This is a genomic window from Paenibacillus haidiansis (assembly GCF_036553665.1).
Lineage (GTDB): Bacteria > Bacillota > Bacilli > Paenibacillales > Paenibacillaceae > Fontibacillus > Fontibacillus haidiansis.
The window spans coordinates 755,394-775,358 of record NZ_JAZHPZ010000001.1; the positions used below are offsets into that span (position 1 = coordinate 755,394).

Genomic DNA, 19,965 nt, shown 5'->3' on the forward strand with positions numbered 1-19,965 from the left:
ACCACACCTTGTTCATCAGATCCCCCATTTGCCTACGCCTAGAAAATAGAGGTGTTTTTGACCGCTATTTTGTCGAATTTGGCTCTATCCGCAGAAATAAGGGTATTTTGGGGCGCTATTTCCCCGACATCCGGCTCAAATGGAGGGTATAGGACCAAAATCCGAGATATAGCGCCCTTTTTGGCCGCTATTTCCTCAAAAACAGCGGAAATCTCGGAAATAAGGGCCAAATTGGCCCTTATTTAAAAACTAAGCCCCCCGCTCGAATCGTCAAGAGCGAGGGGCTTACATCGCGGCGCGGAGCTACCCGCCCGCCGCGTTAGCGGGTGACCGTCAGCTCAGCTCCGATTGTATCGCGGGAGTTGCCGCCGACGAGCACGGCAACGCGGCATGGTTCGACCGCGAATTTCATCTCGCGGTTCCAGATCGCGAGCTCCTCCCGGCCCAGGCTGAAGCTGACGACCCGCTCTTCGCCCGGCGCGAGCTCCAGCTTGGCGAAGCCCTTGAGCTCGGCCAGCCGCCGGGTAATGCCGGATTCGCGCGCGCGGATGTAGAGCTGGACGGTTTCCGCGCCGGAGCGGGTGCCGGTATTTCTCACCCGCACCGAGACCGTCACCGCCTGCCCCGCTTCCAGCTCGGCGGCGGAAATTTCCCGCCGCGACAGGCCGACTTCGCCGTACGCAAACTCCGTGTAGCTCAGCCCGTAGCCGAACGGGTACAACGGCGCGGACGGCATGTCCACATAGACCCGGGTCCGCCCGGGGTCTTTCTGATTGTAATACACCGGGAGCTGCCCTGTGGACCGGGGGAGCGATACGGGCAGCTTGCCGCTAGGACAAGCCTTGCCGAACAGCAGCTCGCCGATCGCCCGGCCGCCCTCGGGGCCGGGATACCAGGCGCACAGCACCGCTCCGCAGTGCTCGTCCACGCCGGTGAGCGCATGCGGCCGGCCTTGAATGAGCACCGCCACCACCGGCGTGCCCGTGGCGGCCACTTCCGCGGCCAGCCGCCGCTGCAGGCCGCCGAGCGCCAGGTCGACGAGGTCGACGCCCTCCCCGCAATCCATCTCCGCCGGATTGCCTTGCGCCGCCGACACGATCGCCTCGCCATTGCTGTCGAACTCCGTGTCGAAGCGGCGGGCGCTGCTGCCGCCGAGCACCAGCACGCACACGTCCGCGCTCTTCGCGGCCGCCACCGCTTCCGCCAGCCCGGCGTCCGACATGTCGCGGACGCCGCAGCCGCTGGCGTACACGACGTCCGTGCCCGCCGGCGCCACCCTGCGGATGCCCTCCAGCACCGTGCTGCCGCTGCCGTCGCGCTGCACGCTCGTATAATCGCCGAGCTGATTGTACAGCCGGTCGGCGTTCGGACCGATCACCGCAATGCGGCGCTTCTCCGCACCGATCGGCAGCAGTCCGCCTTCGTTCTTCAGCAGCACGGCCGATTCGCGGGCCACCTGCAGATTCACCTCGCGGAACTCCGGTCTGCCGACCGCCGACAGCGGGCGCATTTCATTGACATAGGGCCGGTCGAACAAGCCCAGTCTGAATTTAAGCCGCAGCACCCGCCGCACCGCCCGGTCGACCTCGGCTTCGGGAACAAGCCCCTGCTCCACGGCCGCCGCCAGCGTCGTAAACGCCGTGTCCCACAGGCTTATGTCGACGCCCGAGTCGAGCGTCAGTGCGGCGGCCGCCTCATGGCTGCCCGTCAGCGCCAGCAGCCGGTCAATCGCGGTGCCGTCGGCCATGACGATGCCGTCAAAGCCCCACTCCTCGCGCAATATCCCGGTGAGCAGCGACTTGTTCGCATGGCACGGAACGCCGTCGATCTCGTTATACGCCGCCATGAACCCGGCGGCGCCCGCCTCCTTCCCGGCCTTGGCGCCGGGAAGATGAATCTCGCGCAGCTCCCGCTCGCCGATCGGCGCGGGACCGGCGTTGCGCCCGCCCTGGGCGTACCCCTGGGCGCACAGATGCTTCAGGACCACCGCGACCTTGTCTTCGGCGGTCAAATCTTGCGGGTCCTCGCCCTGCATCCCGCGCACCGCCGCCTCCGTAAACCGGGCGGCCAAATAAGGATCCTCGCCGAAGCATTCCTCGGCACGGCCCCAGCGGGGATCATGCAGAATATCCAGCGCGGACACCAGGCCCACATGTGCCCCGCGACTGCGGATTTCGGCGGCGACATAGCCGTAGGCCCGCTCCATCAGCGCGGGATTCCAAGTCGAACCGACGCCGAGGTTGACCGGCAGCATCGTCCCGTCCAGCGCCTGATGCCCGTGAGGACTTTCCTCCGACAACAGCACGGGGATGCCCAGCCGGGTATTTTCCATGACATAGCGCTGCACCATATTGGCGACTCTCGCGCTGTCCGCAGCCGTAATGCCGTTCGCGTAATTCACGCCGGACCAGGGGTCGCTGCGGAACAAGCCGTAGAGCGCGCCCATGCCGCCACCCCAGGCCACTTCCCGCTTGAATTCCTCGGTCAGCGCAAAGCCGCCCTCTTCCTTGGCGTACGCGTTCCATCCGTACATCCGTTGGTTCAGCTGTCCTATTTTCTCAGCCAGCGTCATTCTTCCGAGCAGATCGCTGATCCGCTCCTCTATCGGCACATGGGCCAATTTATAGGTTTCCACCGGTATTTCCCCCGCTTCATGTCGTAATGATCGCTGGCTCCTCGTTTAGTCTCTCCGGCCGCCCGTTTCCCTGGTTGCGCTGAGCCCGCGGTATTCCTTCGGCGTCATTCCCGTATATGATTTGAACACGGAAACGAAATACTTGTATTCCTTATAACCCACCTTGTCGGCGATCTCAAAAACTTTGTCGTGCGTGTTGGCGAGCAGGTCTTTGGCCTGCTCCATCCGCATTTCGTTCATATATTCTGTAAAGCCTTTTCCCGTACTCTGCTTGAAAATATAGCTGAAATAGCTCGGCGTAATCTTCAGCCAGGCCGCGACCTCGGAAGCCTTCAGATCGGTGCGGTAGTGGTCGTCCATGTATTTCTTGGCCTTCTCAATGATCCAGTAGGACTTGTCGATGCCGTGGCGGTCGATTTGCCGCAGCAATTCCCGCATATCCTCTTTCACGACCGTCTCCAGCGAGCCGTAAGAGTTATAGATGTTCAGATCGAGATTGCTTTTAAGCCCGTAGTCGAGCTCGGTCATCCCGCTTTTCCGCAGCCGCTGCCGCAGCAGCGCCGCCAACTCCTCGTATGCCAGCAAGACGTCGCCGCCCAAGAAGCCGTGATCCCGGAAAAAGCCGAACATCTCCGCAACCTTGGCATCGACCCCGGCTTCATCCTGCTTGAACATTTCCGCGACCAGGTCCTTGGCAAATTCCGCCGCATCGAATTCGGACGCGGTCCGGCGGGATTCGGCGCAGCCGCGATTCTCCGGCAAAATGACGTCTTTGCCCGCAAGAATATGGTAAGGCAGCAGTCCGTTCGCCTCGGCGCAGCGATCCGCCGTTTCGAGCAGATCGTCATAAGGCTCGGACACCGCACAGTAGAGTTGTTCCGCCCGAAGCTCCGGCAACAAAGCGTCCAGCAGCTCGGCCCAGGCGTAAAGGTCCAAGGCTACTTCCGAAACCGCCAGCGTAATCAGTAAATTTTCATGGTCGAAGACGGATACCGTGCGCAGCCCCGGGTGTTCCAGACCGCGACGAACACGCCGGATCCAGGCATCCTGAATGTCGACATATCCTTCAGGAGGCTGAGCGCCGAACCGTTCGAAGAACCGGTCCAGCTGCGTCGCCACTATGCGAAACTGGGCTCCGCGCAAGGAGGCAGGGGCTTCTTTGCCGTAAGCGATGCCATGGCGCGCCATATTCGCCAGCCACAGCTTGGCTTCCTGGACCGTTCCTTTCCGCTCGCCGTCCCGGATGCCGCCGACGATCTTGTTCACTACCTCGGTCAATTCCTCGATTTCCACCGGTTTAAGCAAATAATCGCTGACGCCAAGACGGATCGCCTGGCGCGCATATTCAAAGTCCTCGTAACCGCTGATCATCACGACCCGCACCTTCGGAAACTGCCCCTTCAGGCGCTCGGCCAATTGCAGCCCGTCCATCCCCTCCATGCGGATATCGGACAGAACTACGTCGACATCGTGTTCTTTTACAAGGTGCAGCGCTTCCAGACCGTCATAGGCTTCGCCCACGACCTTCACGCCGAGCGCTTCCCAATCGATCGTGCAGCGCAGCCCTTCGCAAATTACAGGTTCGTCGTCGACAATCAGCATTTTGATCGGATTGTCATTTCCCGCCAATTTATGGCTCATGCTGTTCACCACCATGATCTTCGCTCTCTCCGGCCGGGATTCTCAGCCGTACCCAGGTACCCTCCGGAGAAGTGCCGATAATCTCCAAGCCATAGCCGCTGCCGTAAAATATCGACAGCCGCTCATGAATGTTGCGCATGGCTCCCTCCCGGATATTGCCGTCCTTTGCCCCGCCCCGAAGGGAAGCGCGGACTTCTTCAAGCCGCGCGGGAGTCATGCCTTTCCCGTTGTCGATGACATCAATCCAGATTTCGCGGTCGGCGCTGTAACAATTGACCTGGATTTCGTTAACAGCTTTGTTGCGGTCGAAGCCGTGCTTGATAAAGTTCTCCACCAACGGCTGGATCGTCGCTTTGAGCGTGATCGTGTGCTCAAGGCCGGATTCGGTATATAAGGAATATTCAAGCTTGTCCCCCAAACGGCGCTGCTGCAGGAACAGATACGATTGAACGAATTCCATTTCCCTGTGCAGCGTCGTCTCGTAGCTGCCGTTGTTTACGCTGGAGCGGAAAAATTTGGACAGCATCTCGATCAATTGGCTGGATTTCTCCGCCTTCTCGAGCCTTGCCGTCCAGCGAATCATATCCAGCGTATTGTAAAGAAAATGGGGGTCCATCTGGTTTTGCAGCAATCTCAGCTCGGATTCGCGCTCCCGCAGCTCCATCTTATACTTGTGCTCGATCAATTGCTGGATGGTGGAAACCATCTCGTTGAATTTATGGTTCAGCTCCGAGATCTCGTCGCGGGATTCAATCGGAACGCGCGCGCTGAAGTCGCCGTGCGCCACACGGTTGGTTTCCTTCTTCAATCTCAGTATCGGGGTGATGATCGTGTAATGGAACCCGATCAGGGCGGCAAGGCCGAGCAGCAGGATCGCGATCAGGATGAACAGCATCATCACTTTGACATCGCGGAATTCCCCGGCGACCGTCGCTTCGGGAATCATCGCCACGACATTCCAGCCGGTGTTTTCGACCGGTTTGTACAGCGTCAAATAATCCTTCGATCCGAGCGAATAGTTGAAATTGCCCTCCCGGCCGGACGCCAGCTTACCGAGCAGCGTCGCGTCGGGTTGGAAGCTCTGGCCGAATTTATCCTTCGAGCCCAAAATGATTTGGCCCTCCGCCCCGATAATGAACACGCTCCCCGCCCCGTCCTCGAAGATGCCCTTCTCCAGCAATTGAACGATCCCCGCCTCATCCATGCGGATGGTGAGCCTGCCGAGGGGTCTGGTCAGTTCGTTATAAGAATTCAAAATCCGGAACATGGACAGCACTCTGGTTTCCCCGTGCCAGCCGCTGTTCAAACTGTAGGCTTCGGTCCAAATAATTCCGCCTTTGCGGGCCTCGGCCCGCCGTTCCCACTCGGATTCGTCGCCGCTGAACGGCTCGCCCATCTCGATGAAATTGCCGTTGTATCCGGTGATTTCAATCGAACGGATGAAACTCCGCGACATGAGCTGAAACGTCAGGAACTCTTCAACATTCCGTTTATAGACCGCCTGCTGCTTATTGCTTAACGGCGGCGATGTCCGCAGGAACGACCGCATATCCGGGTTTAAAATAAGATAATTCGCGATATCCTCGACGATTTTGGTCTGTTCCCCGAGCTGGCTGGCTACATTATCCAGATTCCTTCGGGTGGAGCCGATAAATTGATCCCTTAAGCTTTGATTAAATTTGTATTGAACGACAACGCCCACGCCAAAGGTGGGCAGAATGACAAAGAGCAGGAAGATCGCAAGCGCTTTACGCTTCAGTCCGAAGTTTCCCAAATATTTGCGGTAGCGCAGTTTCATGTCGAATCTTCCCCTCCATACGCCGACGGCCTCGGGTTAGCCCTTGACCGCCCCCGCCGTCATCCCGTTGACGAGCTGCTTTTGCAGCAGCAGATAGAAGATCAGAATCGGGATCAGCGCGATGGTCAATGCGGCCATCTGCAGCGTGAGGCTGGCGGTCTCAATGCCCGCGAAATTGGACAGACCGAGCGGCAGCGTTTTGAGTTCCGTTGAAGTGATCAGGACGAGCGCGAATAAATACTCATTCCAATTATATATAAAATTCAAAATAATAACCGTAGCCAGCGCGGGCCGAGTGATCGGCAGAATGATCGACCAGAAAATGCGGTAGACACCCGCGCCGTCGACAACCCCCGATTCCTCCAAATCTTTGGGGAATGAGCGCATAAAGCCTTCCAGAATGAAGATGGTCAAAGACAAGTGAAACGCCGTATACGGCAATATCAGCGACCAGTACGTATCGAGCAAATGCAGCTTCTGCATGATCAAAAAGATCGGGATCAGGGTCGCGTGAATCGGAACCAGCATCCCCAGCAGAAACAAGCTGTAGGTCGTTCCCCGCAATTTAAATTTGAACCGGGAAAGAAAATAGGCGGCGAGCGCCCCCAGCAAAACCGTAATAATCAAAGAGGCGAATGTAATAATAATGCTGTTTAAAAAGTAGACGTCCATATTGGCTACTTCCCACGCCTTGGCGTAGTTCGAAAACTGCAAGGCCTTCGGGAAGGAAAACGGATCGGCCGCATATTCCTGCTCCTTTTTGAAGGAGTTGACCACCATCCAAAAGAGAGGAACTATGTTAATAATAGCGAATAGACTCAAAAATGTGTATGCGAATAACTGGAACAGCCGCGAGTGTCTCTTCATGTTGCTTTCCCCCTTCCTTTAAGCGTCCTTCTCCCGGTTGATCCGGTTGACGAATGTGATCACGATCAGGCTGAACAGCAGAATCAAAATGGACACCGCGCTGCCGTACCCGTAGCGCATGTTGAGAAAAGCGCTGTTGTACATGTAGAGCGTCATGACTTCTGTTTGATGCGCCGGTCCGCCGCCCGTCAATATCTGAATCAGATCGAAGACGCGGAAGGAGTTGCTTATGCTGTATACGACGTTGACCATAATCGTTCCCTTGATCATCGGGATCGTAATTCTCCATGTCCGTTTCAGCCCGGTAGCGCCGTCCAGCTCGGCCGCCTCGTTGACTTCATCCGGGATATTTTGCAGTGCGGCCAGGAAAATAACCATGTACAGACCGCAGTTTTGCCAGATATAAGCGATGCTGATCGCCAGCATCGAGGTTCGGGTATCGCCGAGCCAGTTCATTTTCCAGGAGTCGAGCCCGATCATGCCGAGCAAATTGTTCAACATCCCGTATTCCGTGTTGTACACCATCCCCCAGATCAGGGAGACCATGACCGAGGAAATGACGACCGGCATAAAGCCGACGGTCCGGAAAAAGCCGGAGCCCTTCAGCCCGCGGTTCAGCAGCAGCGCCAGCACCAGGCCGAGCGGGATTTGACCGATCAGGCCGGTCACCATGATGATGAGATTGTTTTTAACGGTGAGCCAGAATGTATCGTCGCTTAAAATTTTGACAAAATTATCAAAGCCGATAAATTTCATCGCGCTGATGCCGTCCCAGTTCGTAAACGAGAAATACAGGGACAAGCCGATCGGCACGATGGCAATGCCCAGGTAAATGAGCAGCGCCGGAAACAAACCGAGGAATATCGCGAGTCTGGTTCCTTTTAGCGTTTGCATCAGGGGTTCCTCCTTCTTCGCACCCTTGTTTCAAGCCCGATGAAAGAAGAAAACCCGGAATTCGGGTTTTCTGGTGACATCGGATTTGAAATGACGGGATGATAGTTAGTTCAAGTTGTCAAAGGCTTCCTGGACTTCCTTCGCCAGTTCTTCAGGCGTACCTTGGCCGATGACTAATGCCTGGAGTCCGTTTTGCAGCACATCGACCACCTGGGTCGGGATCACAGCGTCAAATACAGGAGCCGTACCGTTGCCCGTCAGGGCCAGCATTTCCTCCAGATACTTGCTTCCGTCTTCCGGCATTTCCACTTTCGCCGGCACAACGACACCGTTGCGGATCAATTCCTTATAGAGGTCCTCGCTGACGAAAAATTTCAGGAACTCTTCGGCAGCGGCTTTCTTCTTCTCGTCGAGACCGCTCTTGATCGCAATGCCGTACTGAACGACGCCCGCGCTCTTTTTCGGGTCGCCTTTGCCGCCTTCGACGCTTGGGAAGAGCGCGATGCCGAACTTGTCCGCTTCCTCGTTGTTGATCCGCACTCTGCCGTCAACGGTGGAAGAAGAAATGTGCATAGCCGCTTTACCCTGGATAAAATAATCCTGAGCTTGTACCGAGTCCATGTTAAGCGCATCGGTATTGAACGCGCCGAGCTTCGCCAATTCGTCGATCACGCCGAGCGCTTTGACGAATTCCGGATCGGTAAATTTGGCCTGTTTTGCGAGCACGGCCGGCAGGAAGTCACTGCCCGTAAACCGGTCGCCGATAATCGAAACATAAGACGATTGCAGCGGCCATTGTTCCTTGTCGCCCAGCGAGATCGGCGTGATGCCGGCCGCTTTCAGCTTTTTGACCGCATCGATGAATTTGTCGTAGGTGTCCGGGAATTGGTCATAACCGACCTGGGCAAACATTTCTTTATTGTAGTAAATAATATCGACGAAGGATTGCTTGGTCGGCACCGCATATTGCTGCCCGTCCACATTAAAGCCGCTCAGCGCATCCTCCGGCAAAATGGAGGTCCAATTCTCCATCAAATGGTTGATCGGCTCGAGCAAATTGCCGGCGACGAGCGGATCCAGGTCCGCGCCTGGCCACACCACGTTGATGTCCGCCAGGTTGTTCCCCGCCGCGAGCGTACGCAGCTTCGTTTTGTACTGGGCGGCAGGCACGCCGTCCTGCTTGATCTTGATATTCGGATGCTGGGCCTCGAATTCGGCGATCCGCGCCTTATACACCTCGTTGTCCACGTTCGGAGAGGTCCATTGGTGCATCATCGTGAGTGTGATCGTCTCGCCTTCTCCTCCCCCGTTGCCGCTTGCGCCGTTCGTGGCCGCGTTGTTGCTGCCGCAAGCCGCCGTGAACAGCGTCATCAATGCGACCAGTCCGAGAAGTACCGCTTTTTTGCCTTTACGTGTTTTGTTCATAACCAACCCTCTTTTCTGTGTAGTTGAAATGAAAAACCGGTTAAAAACTAACAAATCATGATCTGTTTTTTATCCTGATTCGTTATGTCTTCATTATAAATGGGATTTTCTTCAGTCTATATCCCATGAATCTTCGATTATATCCGAAATATTAAGATGAAATCTTATTTTACGTAATATAATGTAACACAGTTTGTAAACTATGTGAAATTTACATTTTCTTTTCGGAAGCGTTTTCAAACTGTTTTCGGGAAAAACCGCTGTTTGCGCGGTCCGTCCCAAAGTCTATTGTTGTTTAGTTTTCCGGCTCGTTCAAAATATAATCCACCAGCTCGTCCAGCGGCACGGTCGCGAGCGCGATCGCCGTATCGGTTACGCCGTAGTAAATATAGAGCAGCCCGTCCTTCACGACATTGCCCGTCGGGAAAATGACGTTCGGAATCTGATACCCGAACTTCTCGTAATACGTCTCCGGCTCCATAATGAAGTTGTGCGTCCGGGCGATAATCTTCTCCGGATTGTCCAGATCGAGCAGCATGGCGCCTACGCGGTACACCACATCGTCGTCCACGCCGTGATACAGCACCAGCCAGCCGCGATCCGTCTTAACCGGAGGCGTCGACCCGCCGATCTTGCGTCCCTCCCAGGCCGGATTCTCGCCTTTGGCCAACAGCTTCGGCTCCTCCCAATGGATCAGGTCGTCGGAATAGGTGATCCACATGCCCGCTTTCTCCGTGCCGTATTGCTCGCCGACATATTCTTCCGGACGGCGCAGCAGCACGTATTTGCCGTTGATTTTTTCGGGGAACAGGATGTTGTCCCGGTCGTTGATGTCCAGCGGCGTCGTGTCGGTCAGGAACTCCCAATCGATCAGGTTCTTGGAGGTCAGAATCGACGAGCGGGTCAGCCAGTGCCCCTCCTGTTCGCCCCAGCCGTCCGGATATTCCGGGATCGAGCGCTCAGGCACGCCCCGCCCCGTCGGATAATAGCTCATGGCGCACGGGCGCAGCGCGTAGTTCAGGTAGAACGTATCGTCGATTTTGACGATGCGCGGATCCTGCACGCTTCCGTACGGGAAGCCGAGCATGTCCGGCGTAACGATCGGCTCGTCCTTCACATGCGTGAAATGCACGCCGTCTTCGCTTTCCAGCAAACCGAGAAAGTTTTTGCATGGCGTCAGCGACCCGGCCGTCCGCTCGATCATGTAAAACTTCCCGTTATCGATGATAACCGCCGGATTGAAAACGGTTACCTTTCTCCATTCGTAACCCCCCGGTACCACAATCGGATTGTCCGGATGTCTCTCAATCTTCATTTGTGTGCCTCCTCGTGTGTAACCCCTTTAGTTTTCAATTCAATTGGTTCTTGCAGCTATGATGTGTGTTCGTCCTTTATAGCCATTATAAAGCGCTACCGAAAACCATAATATCCTGTGAACTTTAGAAAACATCTGAATAATCGGGGTGTTTTTTGTGGCATGTGATGTGAGGCCGATGGGAGGGGTGGACTGCCTTATTAATGCGATATCCCGTCCGTTCGCGATCTACCTTCTTCACAAACGGACACGTGGGACGCTGTTTTGGGAAATCGGAGGATTTGACGGGCTAGCGGACATTAGAGCCGCTATTTAACGAATTCGGGGGTAAAATAGGCTTTATCCGGCCAAATAAAGGTGCTGGTGTCCGCAAGTTTCCGTGATCGGCGAATCTGCGCAAAATAACGGCTCCCAAGTCCATTAAAAAAAGCCGGGACGAAGGGCATCATCACTTGCCGTCCCGGCTCTGTCCGGTTTAGCCCATGGCTAAACATCGTAATTGACGATATAATTTTGCAGCTCCGTGTTGTAATACCCAACGCTGTATTCAATAATGCCGCCCTGTTCGTCGCGGGAATAGCGGCTGCGCTTGAGCAGGGGAGTACCCAGGATTCCGGTTGCACGGGACTCTTCGAGTTCGGCCGATTCGGACGCTTCGGACGCTCCAGCAAGCGCCCCTCCTCCCAGGCCGAGCACTGCCCGCGCCTCCGGCGGAGCCAGAGCGACGCCGAACTCGTCCTGAAGCTTGCCGAAGACGATGCCTTGCTCCTCCAGCAGCTCGTAGAGCGACTGGCCTTTCAGTTCAGACAGCGTCAGTGCGGATTCAAGCTCGGCCGGCAAGTAGTGCACGTAATAAATGTACGGCGCATCGTCCAAATAATAGACTCGCTCCAGCTTCAGGCAGCGCTCGCCGAACAGCCGGTGCGGCTCCGTGCCGGCCGCGTTTCGGACGGTTTCCGCCCGCAGCCATTCCTTCTTGATCCAGTGGCCGGACTCGACCAGAATCTCCGTGAAATGCTTCCACTTCGACAGCTTCGAGGCCGCTTTGTTGCGGATCACCTTGGTGCCGCGGCCGCTGCCTTTTTCCAGATAGCCTTCCTGAACTAACTCCTGAATCGCGCCGCGGACGGTGATTTTACTGACGCCGAATTCCCGCTCCAGGAGCGGCTCGGACGGAATATTGCTGCCAAGGGCATACTCGCCGTGGAGAATCCGGTCTTTGATGATATGTTTAATCTGCAAATATAATGGCCGGTCTTTCCGGGATAAGCTCACTCTCACTCCACTACCTTTCCACATCGCCTACGGAGCTTTCCACGGCCCGGAGAACATCCTGCTCCGAAGCCATCGGCGTATCGCCCGCCACCGTATGGGCCAGCATCCCCGCCGCCGCCGCGAAATTCACGGTCCGCTCCGCTTCGAAACGCTCCAGTTCGCCGTGAATAATCCCGCTGGCGAACGCGTCTCCAGCCCCTATTCTATCATAGACGGAGAACGTCAGACGCTTCGAACGGACCAGCTTGCCGTCCTTATACAGAAAACCGCGCAGAGAGTGGGAGTTGTCCCCGTGAATCTCCCGGTGCGTACCCGCGATCGCGCGGATTCCGTAACGCTCCGCGACCAGCGGGATCAACTCGGCTAGCTGTTCATCCCGTTCCTTGGCGGCGGTGTGCATGCCGAGCGTGAGCATGGCGTCCTTTTCGTTCATGAACACGATATCGGCTAATGCCAGCATCTCTTCATAATGCGGCTTGGCCGCGGCGTAGCCCTGCTCGCCCCACAGAGATGGCCGGTAATTGCAGTCGAAAATGACCGTGCCGCCCCGCGCCTTCACGGCTTGGGCCAGGGCTTTCATATGGGCGCGGACGCCGTCATTCATCGCAAGCGTAATGCCGCAGAAATGAACCGCGTCAACCTTGTCCGCGATCGCGGCATAATCATACGCGCCCTCCGGCGCCGTATTGAAGCTGCTTTCCAGCCGGTTGCTGTAGGTGACCCGGCTCGGCCGGGCGCCGAAGCCGTTCTCCAGGAAGTAGAGCCCGAGGTAGCTTCCGCCCCGCTGCACGAAATCGCTACCGATTCCGAGCTTCCGCAAATACGCCGCGGCCGCTTCACCGAGCGGATTTTGCGGCAGGCGGGTGACCAGCAGCCCGGTGTGCCCGAAGCGGGACAACGCCGAAGCGACGTTCACGCCGGTCCCGGAGAAGGAGTAATTCAAGCTGCTCGCCTGCGACAGCAGGTCATACCCCGGGACCGCAAGCCGCATCATGACTTCGCCGAAAGCCGCCACCGTTTTAGGCATAGGTATCCGCCAGTTTTTTCATGATGCCGAGCAAATCCCGCACATCCTGAATGTTGGTGTTGCCGGAATCTTTATCGATGATCGAAGAATACACGTGCGGGATCACCTGCTTAACTCCCGCCTCCAGCGCGATCTTCAAAATCGCCTCGAAATTGTCCATATCGATGCCGCCGGTCGGCTCCAGCGCGAATCCTTCCTCGGCGCAGGCTTTGGCCACGGCGCGGTACTCCTCTTCGCGGCTTAGACCCTGCATCGGGAAATACTTAAGCGCGTTGCCGCCCATGTCGCGCACGAGCGCGATCGCCGACCGGACCGGTACGATCGCGGCTTCGCTGCCCGCCGCGCTGTGCGGTCCCGTGGAGATGTTCACATACCCGGGACGGCCCGTCGGGGACACCAGGCTGTTGATCCAGCCGTCTTTGTCACCGAGATTGGCCCGGGTCGCCCCGACGGCCGGAAACACCTGGTTGATGTGGCTGCCGGGATAATGCTTGGCGATTTCGGCCACTACCGCGGCCTGGCGATTGTCGCCGGCCCCCAGGCCGATCGACACCGCGTCGTCGATTTCCTTGCCGTACGCCTTCATCGCGGTGACGGCTTCCTCGACGGTCGGATAGGCCTTGGACAGGACGCCGACCAGCACATGGCCTTCCGCCGCCTCAAATACGTCTTTGGCATTCGGAATATCTTTGGCCAGCACGTTTAAAGCAACGCGCCCCTTGTAAAAACGTTTCTCAATCAACGACATATTATTTGCCTCCCGTCAATTCGCGTATTCTCGATTCGATCACATCGATGTCGTCGCCGAGCAGCGGACGTGGATCTATATCGAAATATCCTTGTCTTACCCCGTAATCCCGCGTGTAAATCGCAATTTCTCCCTGCTGGAGCTGCACCGCGACTTCTTTCGCGGTCGTTCCCGTCAGATGCGGATCGATATGAATGCGTCCACGGTAGATCTCGCGGCCCGCTTCATCCTGGACGATCGACACCTTCACGCCGGGAATGTCATTCAACGGGAACAGTACCTCCAGTGAAGCTTTTTCTTCCTTGCTCTTGTCCTCTTTGACCATGTATTCGTCAAGCGCCTGGAGCAGACCAAAGCTCGTTTCCTTGCCGACCTTCATACTCCGCCCGATCCCGTGCAGTTGCACCTTAAGCCATTCGATATAGGTGCGTTTTCCCGCCACAATGCCGGAGGTCGGGCCTTCGATCGCCTTGGAGCCGCTGTAGATCGCCAGATCGGAGCAGGTGACGTATTTTTGCAAATCCTCTTCGGCCGCCGCGTCGACAATAAGCGGAATCCCGTTGCGCTGTGCGACTTCCCAGGCTTCCTCGACGGAAATCATGTTCTTCTGGACAGCATGGTGAGATTTGACGTACAAGATCGCTGCTGTCTTATCAGTGATGGCGTCGGCGATGTGTTCCGCCCGGCCTTCGTTGGCATACCCGACTTCGACCAAACGGCCGCCGCCCAAATAGACCATCGTTTCGATCGGCGCGCCGTACTGTACGTTGTGGCCTTTCAAGATAATAACTTCATTCCGGGGGATGATGTCCTGATGCAGCCGCTCGCTGAGCCGCCGGTTCCCCCGCGTCACCAGCGCGGCGACGGAGAGAGCGATGCCGCTGGAGGCCGAATTGACGACGACCGCCGCTTCGGAACCGAGCAGCCGGGCGATATAGTCGCCCGCCTTGTCTACGAGATCGGCGATCTCGACATAGCTTTGCCCGCCTTTTTTCATCGCTTCCATTACCGTGTCGCTCGGCGCGGACACGCCGAGGATGCTCATGCGCCCGCTGGCGTTGATAACGCGCTTAAGCCCGTATTTCGCATTCAATGAATTCCCCATTTCCCACAACTCCTTTTGCTTGGATTACTTGGCTGGCCGTCCGTTCTTCACCCTCCGAATCGTTCAATACGACAGGACCGTCTTCCAGTGTGAACAATGTCAAATTGGCAATCTCGCCTTCGCGGATCCGCCCCAGCTCCGGCTTGCCCAGCCAGGCCGCCGCCCGCGTCGTCACCGCGGCGATCACCTCTTCCAGCGGATAGCCGAGCAGCAAAAACTTGGACAGTACATGGCCCATGCTGTACACCGGCCCGTTCAGCCGGTTGCCGCGGTAGATGTCGGTGCTGATCGTATCCGGGTCGATGCCGTGCCGTTTGGCGGCTTCGGCCACCCGGAACGAAAAGCTGGCCGTGCCGTGCCCGACGTCCAGATGCACGCCCCGCTCCACCGCGTCGGTAAGCACCGGAAGCGGCTGGCCTTCGTCGTCGAACAAATTGTTCTTCTTCCCGTTGAGATAATGCGTGATGATATCTTTTCGCGCCAAGAGCGGGATGACCTCCCGGATATCCGGCGGCCCCGATCCGATATGCACCATCAGCGGCAGCCCCGTCGCCTCCGACAGCTCCCGGGCCACGCGCAGCGGCTCGACGCCGCTGTCGCCGACGACGCTCCGGCTGATGCGCGCCTTGAGTCCGACGATGGAACCGCCGTATTTGGAGATCGCCTGCTTGACCATTTCCCGGTCGATCCACTCCATATGCGACAATTCGTCGATACGGAGCAGGCCGATCCGGGAGATGTTCAGGAAAGCAAGCAAATTGGTCTTTGCTTGCTTCCCACTGGCGATCAAGTCGGCGATCCGGTCGGCTCCGCAGCTGCCGGCGTCGACGATGGTCGTGACGCCTCTGCGGACGCCGATCTCATCGATTTCGTCCCCGTACGGATCGAACTCCGGGAACGCATGGACATGCATATCGATCCAGCCGCTCGACACATAGGCGCCGCTGCCGTCCCATTCCCGTTCCGCTTGACCCTGACCGGGTCCGGTAATTGCCGCGATCACGCCATTTTTGATCACGATGTCGATTTCCTCTCCGCTCACGCGTCTCACGCGGCGGAGCACCAATGTATCTGCCATGATCTACACCTTCTTTATTTTATGGATCGGATGCGCAAATTATATAACGTTATAATGTTTACAATAGCACTTAAGTTAAACGAAGTAAATATAACGTTATAATGTTTAGTGAGAGATTCTTATTCTGTGACGGGTTCCAAATCCAAACCGAAGCCGATTTCAAACATGCGCGTCCAAGGGAAATTCAAATGCGACAGCTTGATCCGTCCCTCCGAAATATCCCCGAAATACCGCTCGGTGGCCTGATTCATTTTAGCGGCCAGTATCCCGTGCACTTCATCCAGGCAATGAGAGATCACATAGTAGCTTGCACCCAGTCCCGGCAGATCATTCGCCAACATATCCTGACGGACGATGGATTGATAAATAAAATCCTCGACCAAACGCTCATAATAAAACTTCCGGCTCTCCCGGAGGATTTCGGAATAACGCGCATGATCCGGGCGCTCCAAATAGTACGAAATAATTACGAAATGGGCGATCACCGTACCGAGCGTATTGCCCGAGGTATTCCAGCCCGCATAGGCCGTCAGGCGGTCGAGCAGCCCTTTTTGCTTGAGCAGATTCATCAGCACGGCATCGCCGCCGTTGCACGTCGCCACGTCGCCTAATGCAACATGCTTGCCTTTACGCAGGTAAGACTCCATCGCCTCGGCGATTTCCCGGTAATGAATCTCGGAGAAATAAGACCGATGCCGGTCCCGGAACGGGATCTGCTCCGCCATGCCCGCCTGATCCACCGCCGGCGAGTTGACGATCAGCACCAGCGAAGTGTCGCCGGAATGGTCCGCCATCACGGCCCCCGACGCGGTGATATGCGATTTTATGCTCTCACCCAGACTGCGGTCTTCGTATTTCGGCTTGATCAGCGGTCCCCGGGTCGAGGAATAACGGACGAAAATCTCCGGTTTATACTGCTTCAACTCGCAAAAAATATGCGCAAACATCGTGCAGCCGATCTCATCTGCTCCCGGGTAGATCAGCACGCGGTCCATAATGTTGAGTTCCTCGACGCGGCAGATCATGAGCGATTGCTCCTTCGGCGAGAAGCCGTACTCCGAGTTGTCGTCCAGCGGGATGACCAAATGCTCGATGACGCCTTCATGGGCCAGCTTCAGCGTATAGTGGTTCACCTGCTGATTGACCGCCCGGCGCCCGACAAAATCGTTCAGATATTCCGGCGGAATCGCCGCCTTCAGTTGCTCCAGCTCTGCATGTTCCGCTTCGGATAGCTGACTTCGCTCGCTTTTGTCGGTCAAATAGCTGTATTTAAAAATTTGTCCGCCGTGAAATTTGTAGTAATCCGGCTCTTCTTCGTCCTTATTGTTGTTGGGGACGCGCATGATGAGATTGAACGCGTGGATCTTGACGCTTGGATGGCGCTCCTTGATTTCGTTCAGCACGGACAGGCGCTCCAGGCACTCTTCAAAAGTCAAATGATGCAGCCGCGACGGCACGATCCCGCCATAGATCAGCAGATCGATGGACACGAGCAAATAGTCCGCTCCCTCGGCCTCGTTCAAAAGCCACTGGCGGACCGCCGCGGTGTCGGCCGGTTGTTTCTTGCGGCCAAGGATGTTGATGTCGGGTACGACTACCTCCAGATCGGTCATTTCGGCGAGCCGCTGCGGAAACAGATAATTGCACGGTCGTTCGTCGAGCGGCAGGTAGACCACTTTTGCCATGATATTGCTCTCTCCCTCCGGATTTTGCAATTAAGCGTTTACATTCATTCGTACGCTTATTGTAATCTTAGCGCTCGCGAAGGAAAAGAAATATCCCACAAAATTACGATAATATCCGAAAAAAACAGATCGGGACGCCCTAAGGCGTCCCCTCCACCAGTATCTCATTAAAGAGCTTCACGGTCGGATATTTCCAGTATGCGGATGTTTTGCGGATTCGGCGGGTCCGGCCATTCGATGTAGCGCTCCCGCTCCAAGCGGCGCAGCCCATCGAGGAGGTCTTTGTCTTTTCTGCCGGTCTTGCGGGTAAGCTCCCCCATCATCGGCATCCGCCGCTGCTGGAGGGAGAAATTGACCAGAATGCGCAGCAGCTTGCGCTCCAGGTCAGGAAGCATGGCTTTTCCCGCCCTTCACGGGGGCATAAGCCAATATATTGTCCAGACGAAAAGCCCTGGGCTGCCCGGTGGTCAAGCAGGTTGCCCGCACCAGACCGTTTTTGATCGCGTGAACTTCGATCCGCCGCTGCGATACGCGCCCCGCCCGGTCCACGTAGATGATTTCGACGATCCGGCCGATGTATTTTTTCACCAGTACCATCTCCAAATAAGAACGTTTGTTTGTATTATATGCGAACATCCGTTCTTTATTCAATAAGAAAAAAACTCCGGTTTTGCCGGAGATTGGCGATGGTCGGAATTTCCAGGATCTCGATAAGGTTTAAAAACGTGGATAATAACTTAAGTAATTAGAAAAGCAAGAAACAGGAGGGAAAGCGCGATGTGGAAAATCAAAGGCCGGTTCCGCAGCTGGGGAAAAGGCGTGCTCTGGATCAGCGCATTTGCGATCCTGCTTGCCGCGGGTTATGTGGTGTATATTTTGTTCTCGGTATACTGGGGAAAATGATCGATGAAACGGGTTTACGCTATAAGTTTATTCCTTTTTGTTGTCGCCGTTGTTGTTGGCATCGGTGTACGCTTCCGCGAGCATATAAACTACGCATGCGCCTACCGCCGTAATAATGCCCGTCACTTTCACGGTCGTGTCGTCGGAAGCGCCGACGGCTCCCAAAACGGAAGTGGCCACGGCCACGATCATCGCCCAAAATTTTCGGCTCGACAATTTGGATTGCCAATTGATTTTCATCTTATTTGGTCCCTTTCTTTAAAGCTTTAATCGCGGCGAGGATATCCGCGTCCAACAGACCGGCGTTATACAGCATTTGCAGGGTAATCAGCTCGGCCCGTCCTTTGTCGTTCGATGTGGTGATGACGCCGGCGGCCTTGGCGGCCCCGATCGCCTCATGCGCCCACTTCGGGGGTTCCTGGTTCCCGCTAACATTCACGATCTTCTCCAATGCCGCGATCCGCGTTTCCAGCGCGGCCACGGTCGCTTCCAGCTCGGCAATTTTTGCCATGTCTCCGTCCGCCTCCTTATCGTATTTTTTCAGACTGTTCGCCTTGATGATACTAATCAATTTATTCGCATACTCCGGGTCCGTGGCGTAACCGCAGGCCAAGAGCGCCTGGCATTGCTCCTCCGGCGTCAGGGCGGCCCGGACGCGGGCGTATCGGTTATTTTCAAACAGCAGGTCCTGGTCCTTGTAAAAATCGTAGATGCTGTTGTAAGCCCGCCAATTCGCTCGGGTAGTAACGGTCACGCCATTGTAAACCTCTTTGGTCGCGGTGTTGACGCTGGCCCCGTTCCAGTACGGCGTTGTTTTGCCGCTGCCGACCTTGTATCCGCCAAGATTGTTCCAGTCATTGATCGTACCGCCCGTTTCCAGCCAACCTTGGGCCAGCCGGACGGACGGAAATATTTGGCTGCCTTCCTGCCGGACCTGAATCACGACCGGTACCAGCAATTCGAAAAATTTCGCCTTGGTATACTTTGTCGCCATAGGATCACCTCCTGGGATTATTGTATTGGTTGAGAGGAAGAACTGCTTGGACTATGCTGCTGTATATTATCTTTTATACCAAGAAATCTCAAAAATAGAACCTATTCTTAACCTCCGCCTTGTAACCGGATGGCCGTAAGGATCGCGCCGATCACGATCGTAATGACGGAAGCCCCGATGGTCCGCCATAACCACTTCTGGCCGTCTTCGATCTTATCCAACCGCTGGTGCGCCGACTTGGCCGACTGCAGCGCCTCCACCGCCGTCTCCTTGGCCGAGATCGCCCGGTCCAGCTTCTCATCCATGTTGTCGACCTTCGTCTCCACCCTGGTGATCCGCTGGAGCACTTCCGATTGAACCGTGTCTTCCATGATGTCTCCCCCTTTTTGTAAAGAAATAGCCCTCGGGGTGCCGAGGGCTGGAAAAAGGCGCTACCATCTGGTGCTGAAACTTTTAGTCTTTTGAAGCCATACAAAAACCAATGTTGTCGCTACTGTAGTCATAAATGGAAAGCTAAACAATCGCCTGATTACTCCCTACCTAACTCGACGAATTAAATCACCACTTCTATTCTG

The 19,965-nt window shown here is 56.2% G+C and carries 19 protein-coding genes; 1 reads left to right on the top strand and 18 read right to left on the bottom strand.

The features are described 5' to 3' along the window. Positions 1 to 319: 319 nt before the first annotated feature. From V3851_RS03520 to V3851_RS03590, 15 genes are all read right to left on the bottom strand, one after another. Positions 320 to 2,635: a glycoside hydrolase family 3 N-terminal domain-containing protein gene (locus V3851_RS03520; protein ID WP_331845085.1), complete on the bottom strand. Its 2,316-nt coding sequence runs from the start codon at positions 2,633 to 2,635 to the stop codon at positions 320 to 322. 45 nt (positions 2,636 to 2,680) lie between these two features. After that, complete coding sequence (locus V3851_RS03525) at positions 2,681 to 4,276, bottom strand: response regulator (protein ID WP_331845086.1); 1,596 nt, start codon at positions 4,274 to 4,276, stop codon at positions 2,681 to 2,683. Continuing rightward, entirely contained in the window at positions 4,266 to 6,074 is a 1,809-nt protein-coding gene (locus V3851_RS03530; RefSeq protein WP_331845087.1) for a cache domain-containing sensor histidine kinase, read from the bottom strand. The genes V3851_RS03525 and V3851_RS03530 overlap by 11 nt, the downstream gene beginning before the upstream one ends. 36 nt (positions 6,075 to 6,110) lie before the next feature. Continuing rightward, positions 6,111 to 6,941: a carbohydrate ABC transporter permease gene (locus V3851_RS03535; protein WP_331845088.1), complete on the bottom strand. Its 831-nt coding sequence runs from the start codon at positions 6,939 to 6,941 to the stop codon at positions 6,111 to 6,113. Between the two features lie 18 nt (positions 6,942 to 6,959). Continuing rightward, positions 6,960 to 7,835: a carbohydrate ABC transporter permease gene (locus V3851_RS03540; RefSeq protein ID WP_331845089.1), complete on the bottom strand. Its 876-nt coding sequence runs from the start codon at positions 7,833 to 7,835 to the stop codon at positions 6,960 to 6,962. Positions 7,836 to 7,940: 105 nt separating this feature from the next. Next, complete coding sequence (locus V3851_RS03545) at positions 7,941 to 9,260, bottom strand: extracellular solute-binding protein (RefSeq protein ID WP_331845090.1); 1,320 nt, start codon at positions 9,258 to 9,260, stop codon at positions 7,941 to 7,943. Positions 9,261 to 9,555: 295 nt separating this feature from the next. Continuing rightward, positions 9,556 to 10,575: a glycoside hydrolase family 130 protein gene (locus V3851_RS03550; RefSeq protein WP_331845091.1), complete on the bottom strand. Its 1,020-nt coding sequence runs from the start codon at positions 10,573 to 10,575 to the stop codon at positions 9,556 to 9,558. Between the two features lie 486 nt (positions 10,576 to 11,061). Beyond that, complete coding sequence (locus V3851_RS03555) at positions 11,062 to 11,874, bottom strand: GntR family transcriptional regulator (RefSeq protein ID WP_331845092.1); 813 nt, start codon at positions 11,872 to 11,874, stop codon at positions 11,062 to 11,064. Then, on the bottom strand, positions 11,861 to 12,877 hold the full coding sequence (locus V3851_RS03560) for a sugar kinase (protein ID WP_331845093.1): 1,017 nt from the start codon (positions 12,875 to 12,877) through the stop codon (positions 11,861 to 11,863). The genes V3851_RS03555 and V3851_RS03560 overlap by 14 nt, the downstream gene beginning before the upstream one ends. Then, positions 12,870 to 13,625: a 2-dehydro-3-deoxy-phosphogluconate aldolase gene (gene dagF / locus V3851_RS03565; RefSeq protein ID WP_331845094.1), complete on the bottom strand. Its 756-nt coding sequence runs from the start codon at positions 13,623 to 13,625 to the stop codon at positions 12,870 to 12,872. The genes V3851_RS03560 and dagF overlap by 8 nt, the downstream gene beginning before the upstream one ends. Before the next feature lies 1 nt (position 13,626). Continuing rightward, positions 13,627 to 14,730: a DgaE family pyridoxal phosphate-dependent ammonia lyase gene (locus V3851_RS03570; RefSeq protein WP_331845095.1), complete on the bottom strand. Its 1,104-nt coding sequence runs from the start codon at positions 14,728 to 14,730 to the stop codon at positions 13,627 to 13,629. Then, positions 14,696 to 15,808 carry an amidohydrolase/deacetylase family metallohydrolase gene (locus tag V3851_RS03575; RefSeq protein WP_331845096.1) on the bottom strand — a complete coding sequence of 371 codons (1,113 nt, stop codon included), beginning with the start codon at positions 15,806 to 15,808 and terminating at the stop codon, positions 14,696 to 14,698. Before V3851_RS03575 ends, V3851_RS03570 begins: the two co-directional genes overlap by 35 nt. A gap of 119 nt (positions 15,809 to 15,927) precedes the next feature. Continuing rightward, entirely contained in the window at positions 15,928 to 17,493 is a 1,566-nt protein-coding gene (locus V3851_RS03580) for a DUF4127 family protein (protein ID WP_331845097.1), read from the bottom strand. A gap of 167 nt (positions 17,494 to 17,660) precedes the next feature. Continuing rightward, positions 17,661 to 17,888: a hypothetical protein gene (locus V3851_RS03585; RefSeq protein ID WP_331845098.1), complete on the bottom strand. Its 228-nt coding sequence runs from the start codon at positions 17,886 to 17,888 to the stop codon at positions 17,661 to 17,663. Then, on the bottom strand, positions 17,878 to 18,084 hold the full coding sequence (locus tag V3851_RS03590) for a hypothetical protein (protein ID WP_331845266.1): 207 nt from the start codon (positions 18,082 to 18,084) through the stop codon (positions 17,878 to 17,880). Before V3851_RS03590 ends, V3851_RS03585 begins: the two co-directional genes overlap by 11 nt. Before the next feature lie 186 nt (positions 18,085 to 18,270). Here V3851_RS03590 and V3851_RS03595 point away from each other — a divergent pair, with 186 nt between their 5' ends. Beyond that, positions 18,271 to 18,396: a hypothetical protein gene (locus V3851_RS03595; RefSeq protein WP_331845099.1), complete on the top strand. Its 126-nt coding sequence runs from the start codon at positions 18,271 to 18,273 to the stop codon at positions 18,394 to 18,396. 27 nt (positions 18,397 to 18,423) lie between these two features. Here V3851_RS03595 and V3851_RS03600 read toward each other — a convergent pair whose 3' ends face one another. From V3851_RS03600 to V3851_RS03610, 3 genes are all read right to left on the bottom strand, one after another. Beyond that, on the bottom strand, positions 18,424 to 18,636 hold the full coding sequence (locus V3851_RS03600) for a phage holin family protein (RefSeq protein WP_331845100.1): 213 nt from the start codon (positions 18,634 to 18,636) through the stop codon (positions 18,424 to 18,426). A gap of 1 nt (position 18,637) precedes the next feature. After that, positions 18,638 to 19,390, bottom strand: a complete 753-nt coding sequence (locus V3851_RS03605) for a glycoside hydrolase family 73 protein (RefSeq protein ID WP_331845101.1) — start codon at positions 19,388 to 19,390, stop codon at positions 18,638 to 18,640. A 107-nt stretch (positions 19,391 to 19,497) separates the two neighbouring features. Next, entirely contained in the window at positions 19,498 to 19,761 is a 264-nt protein-coding gene (locus tag V3851_RS03610) for a hemolysin XhlA family protein (protein ID WP_331845102.1), read from the bottom strand. Positions 19,762 to 19,965: the final 204 nt, after the last annotated feature.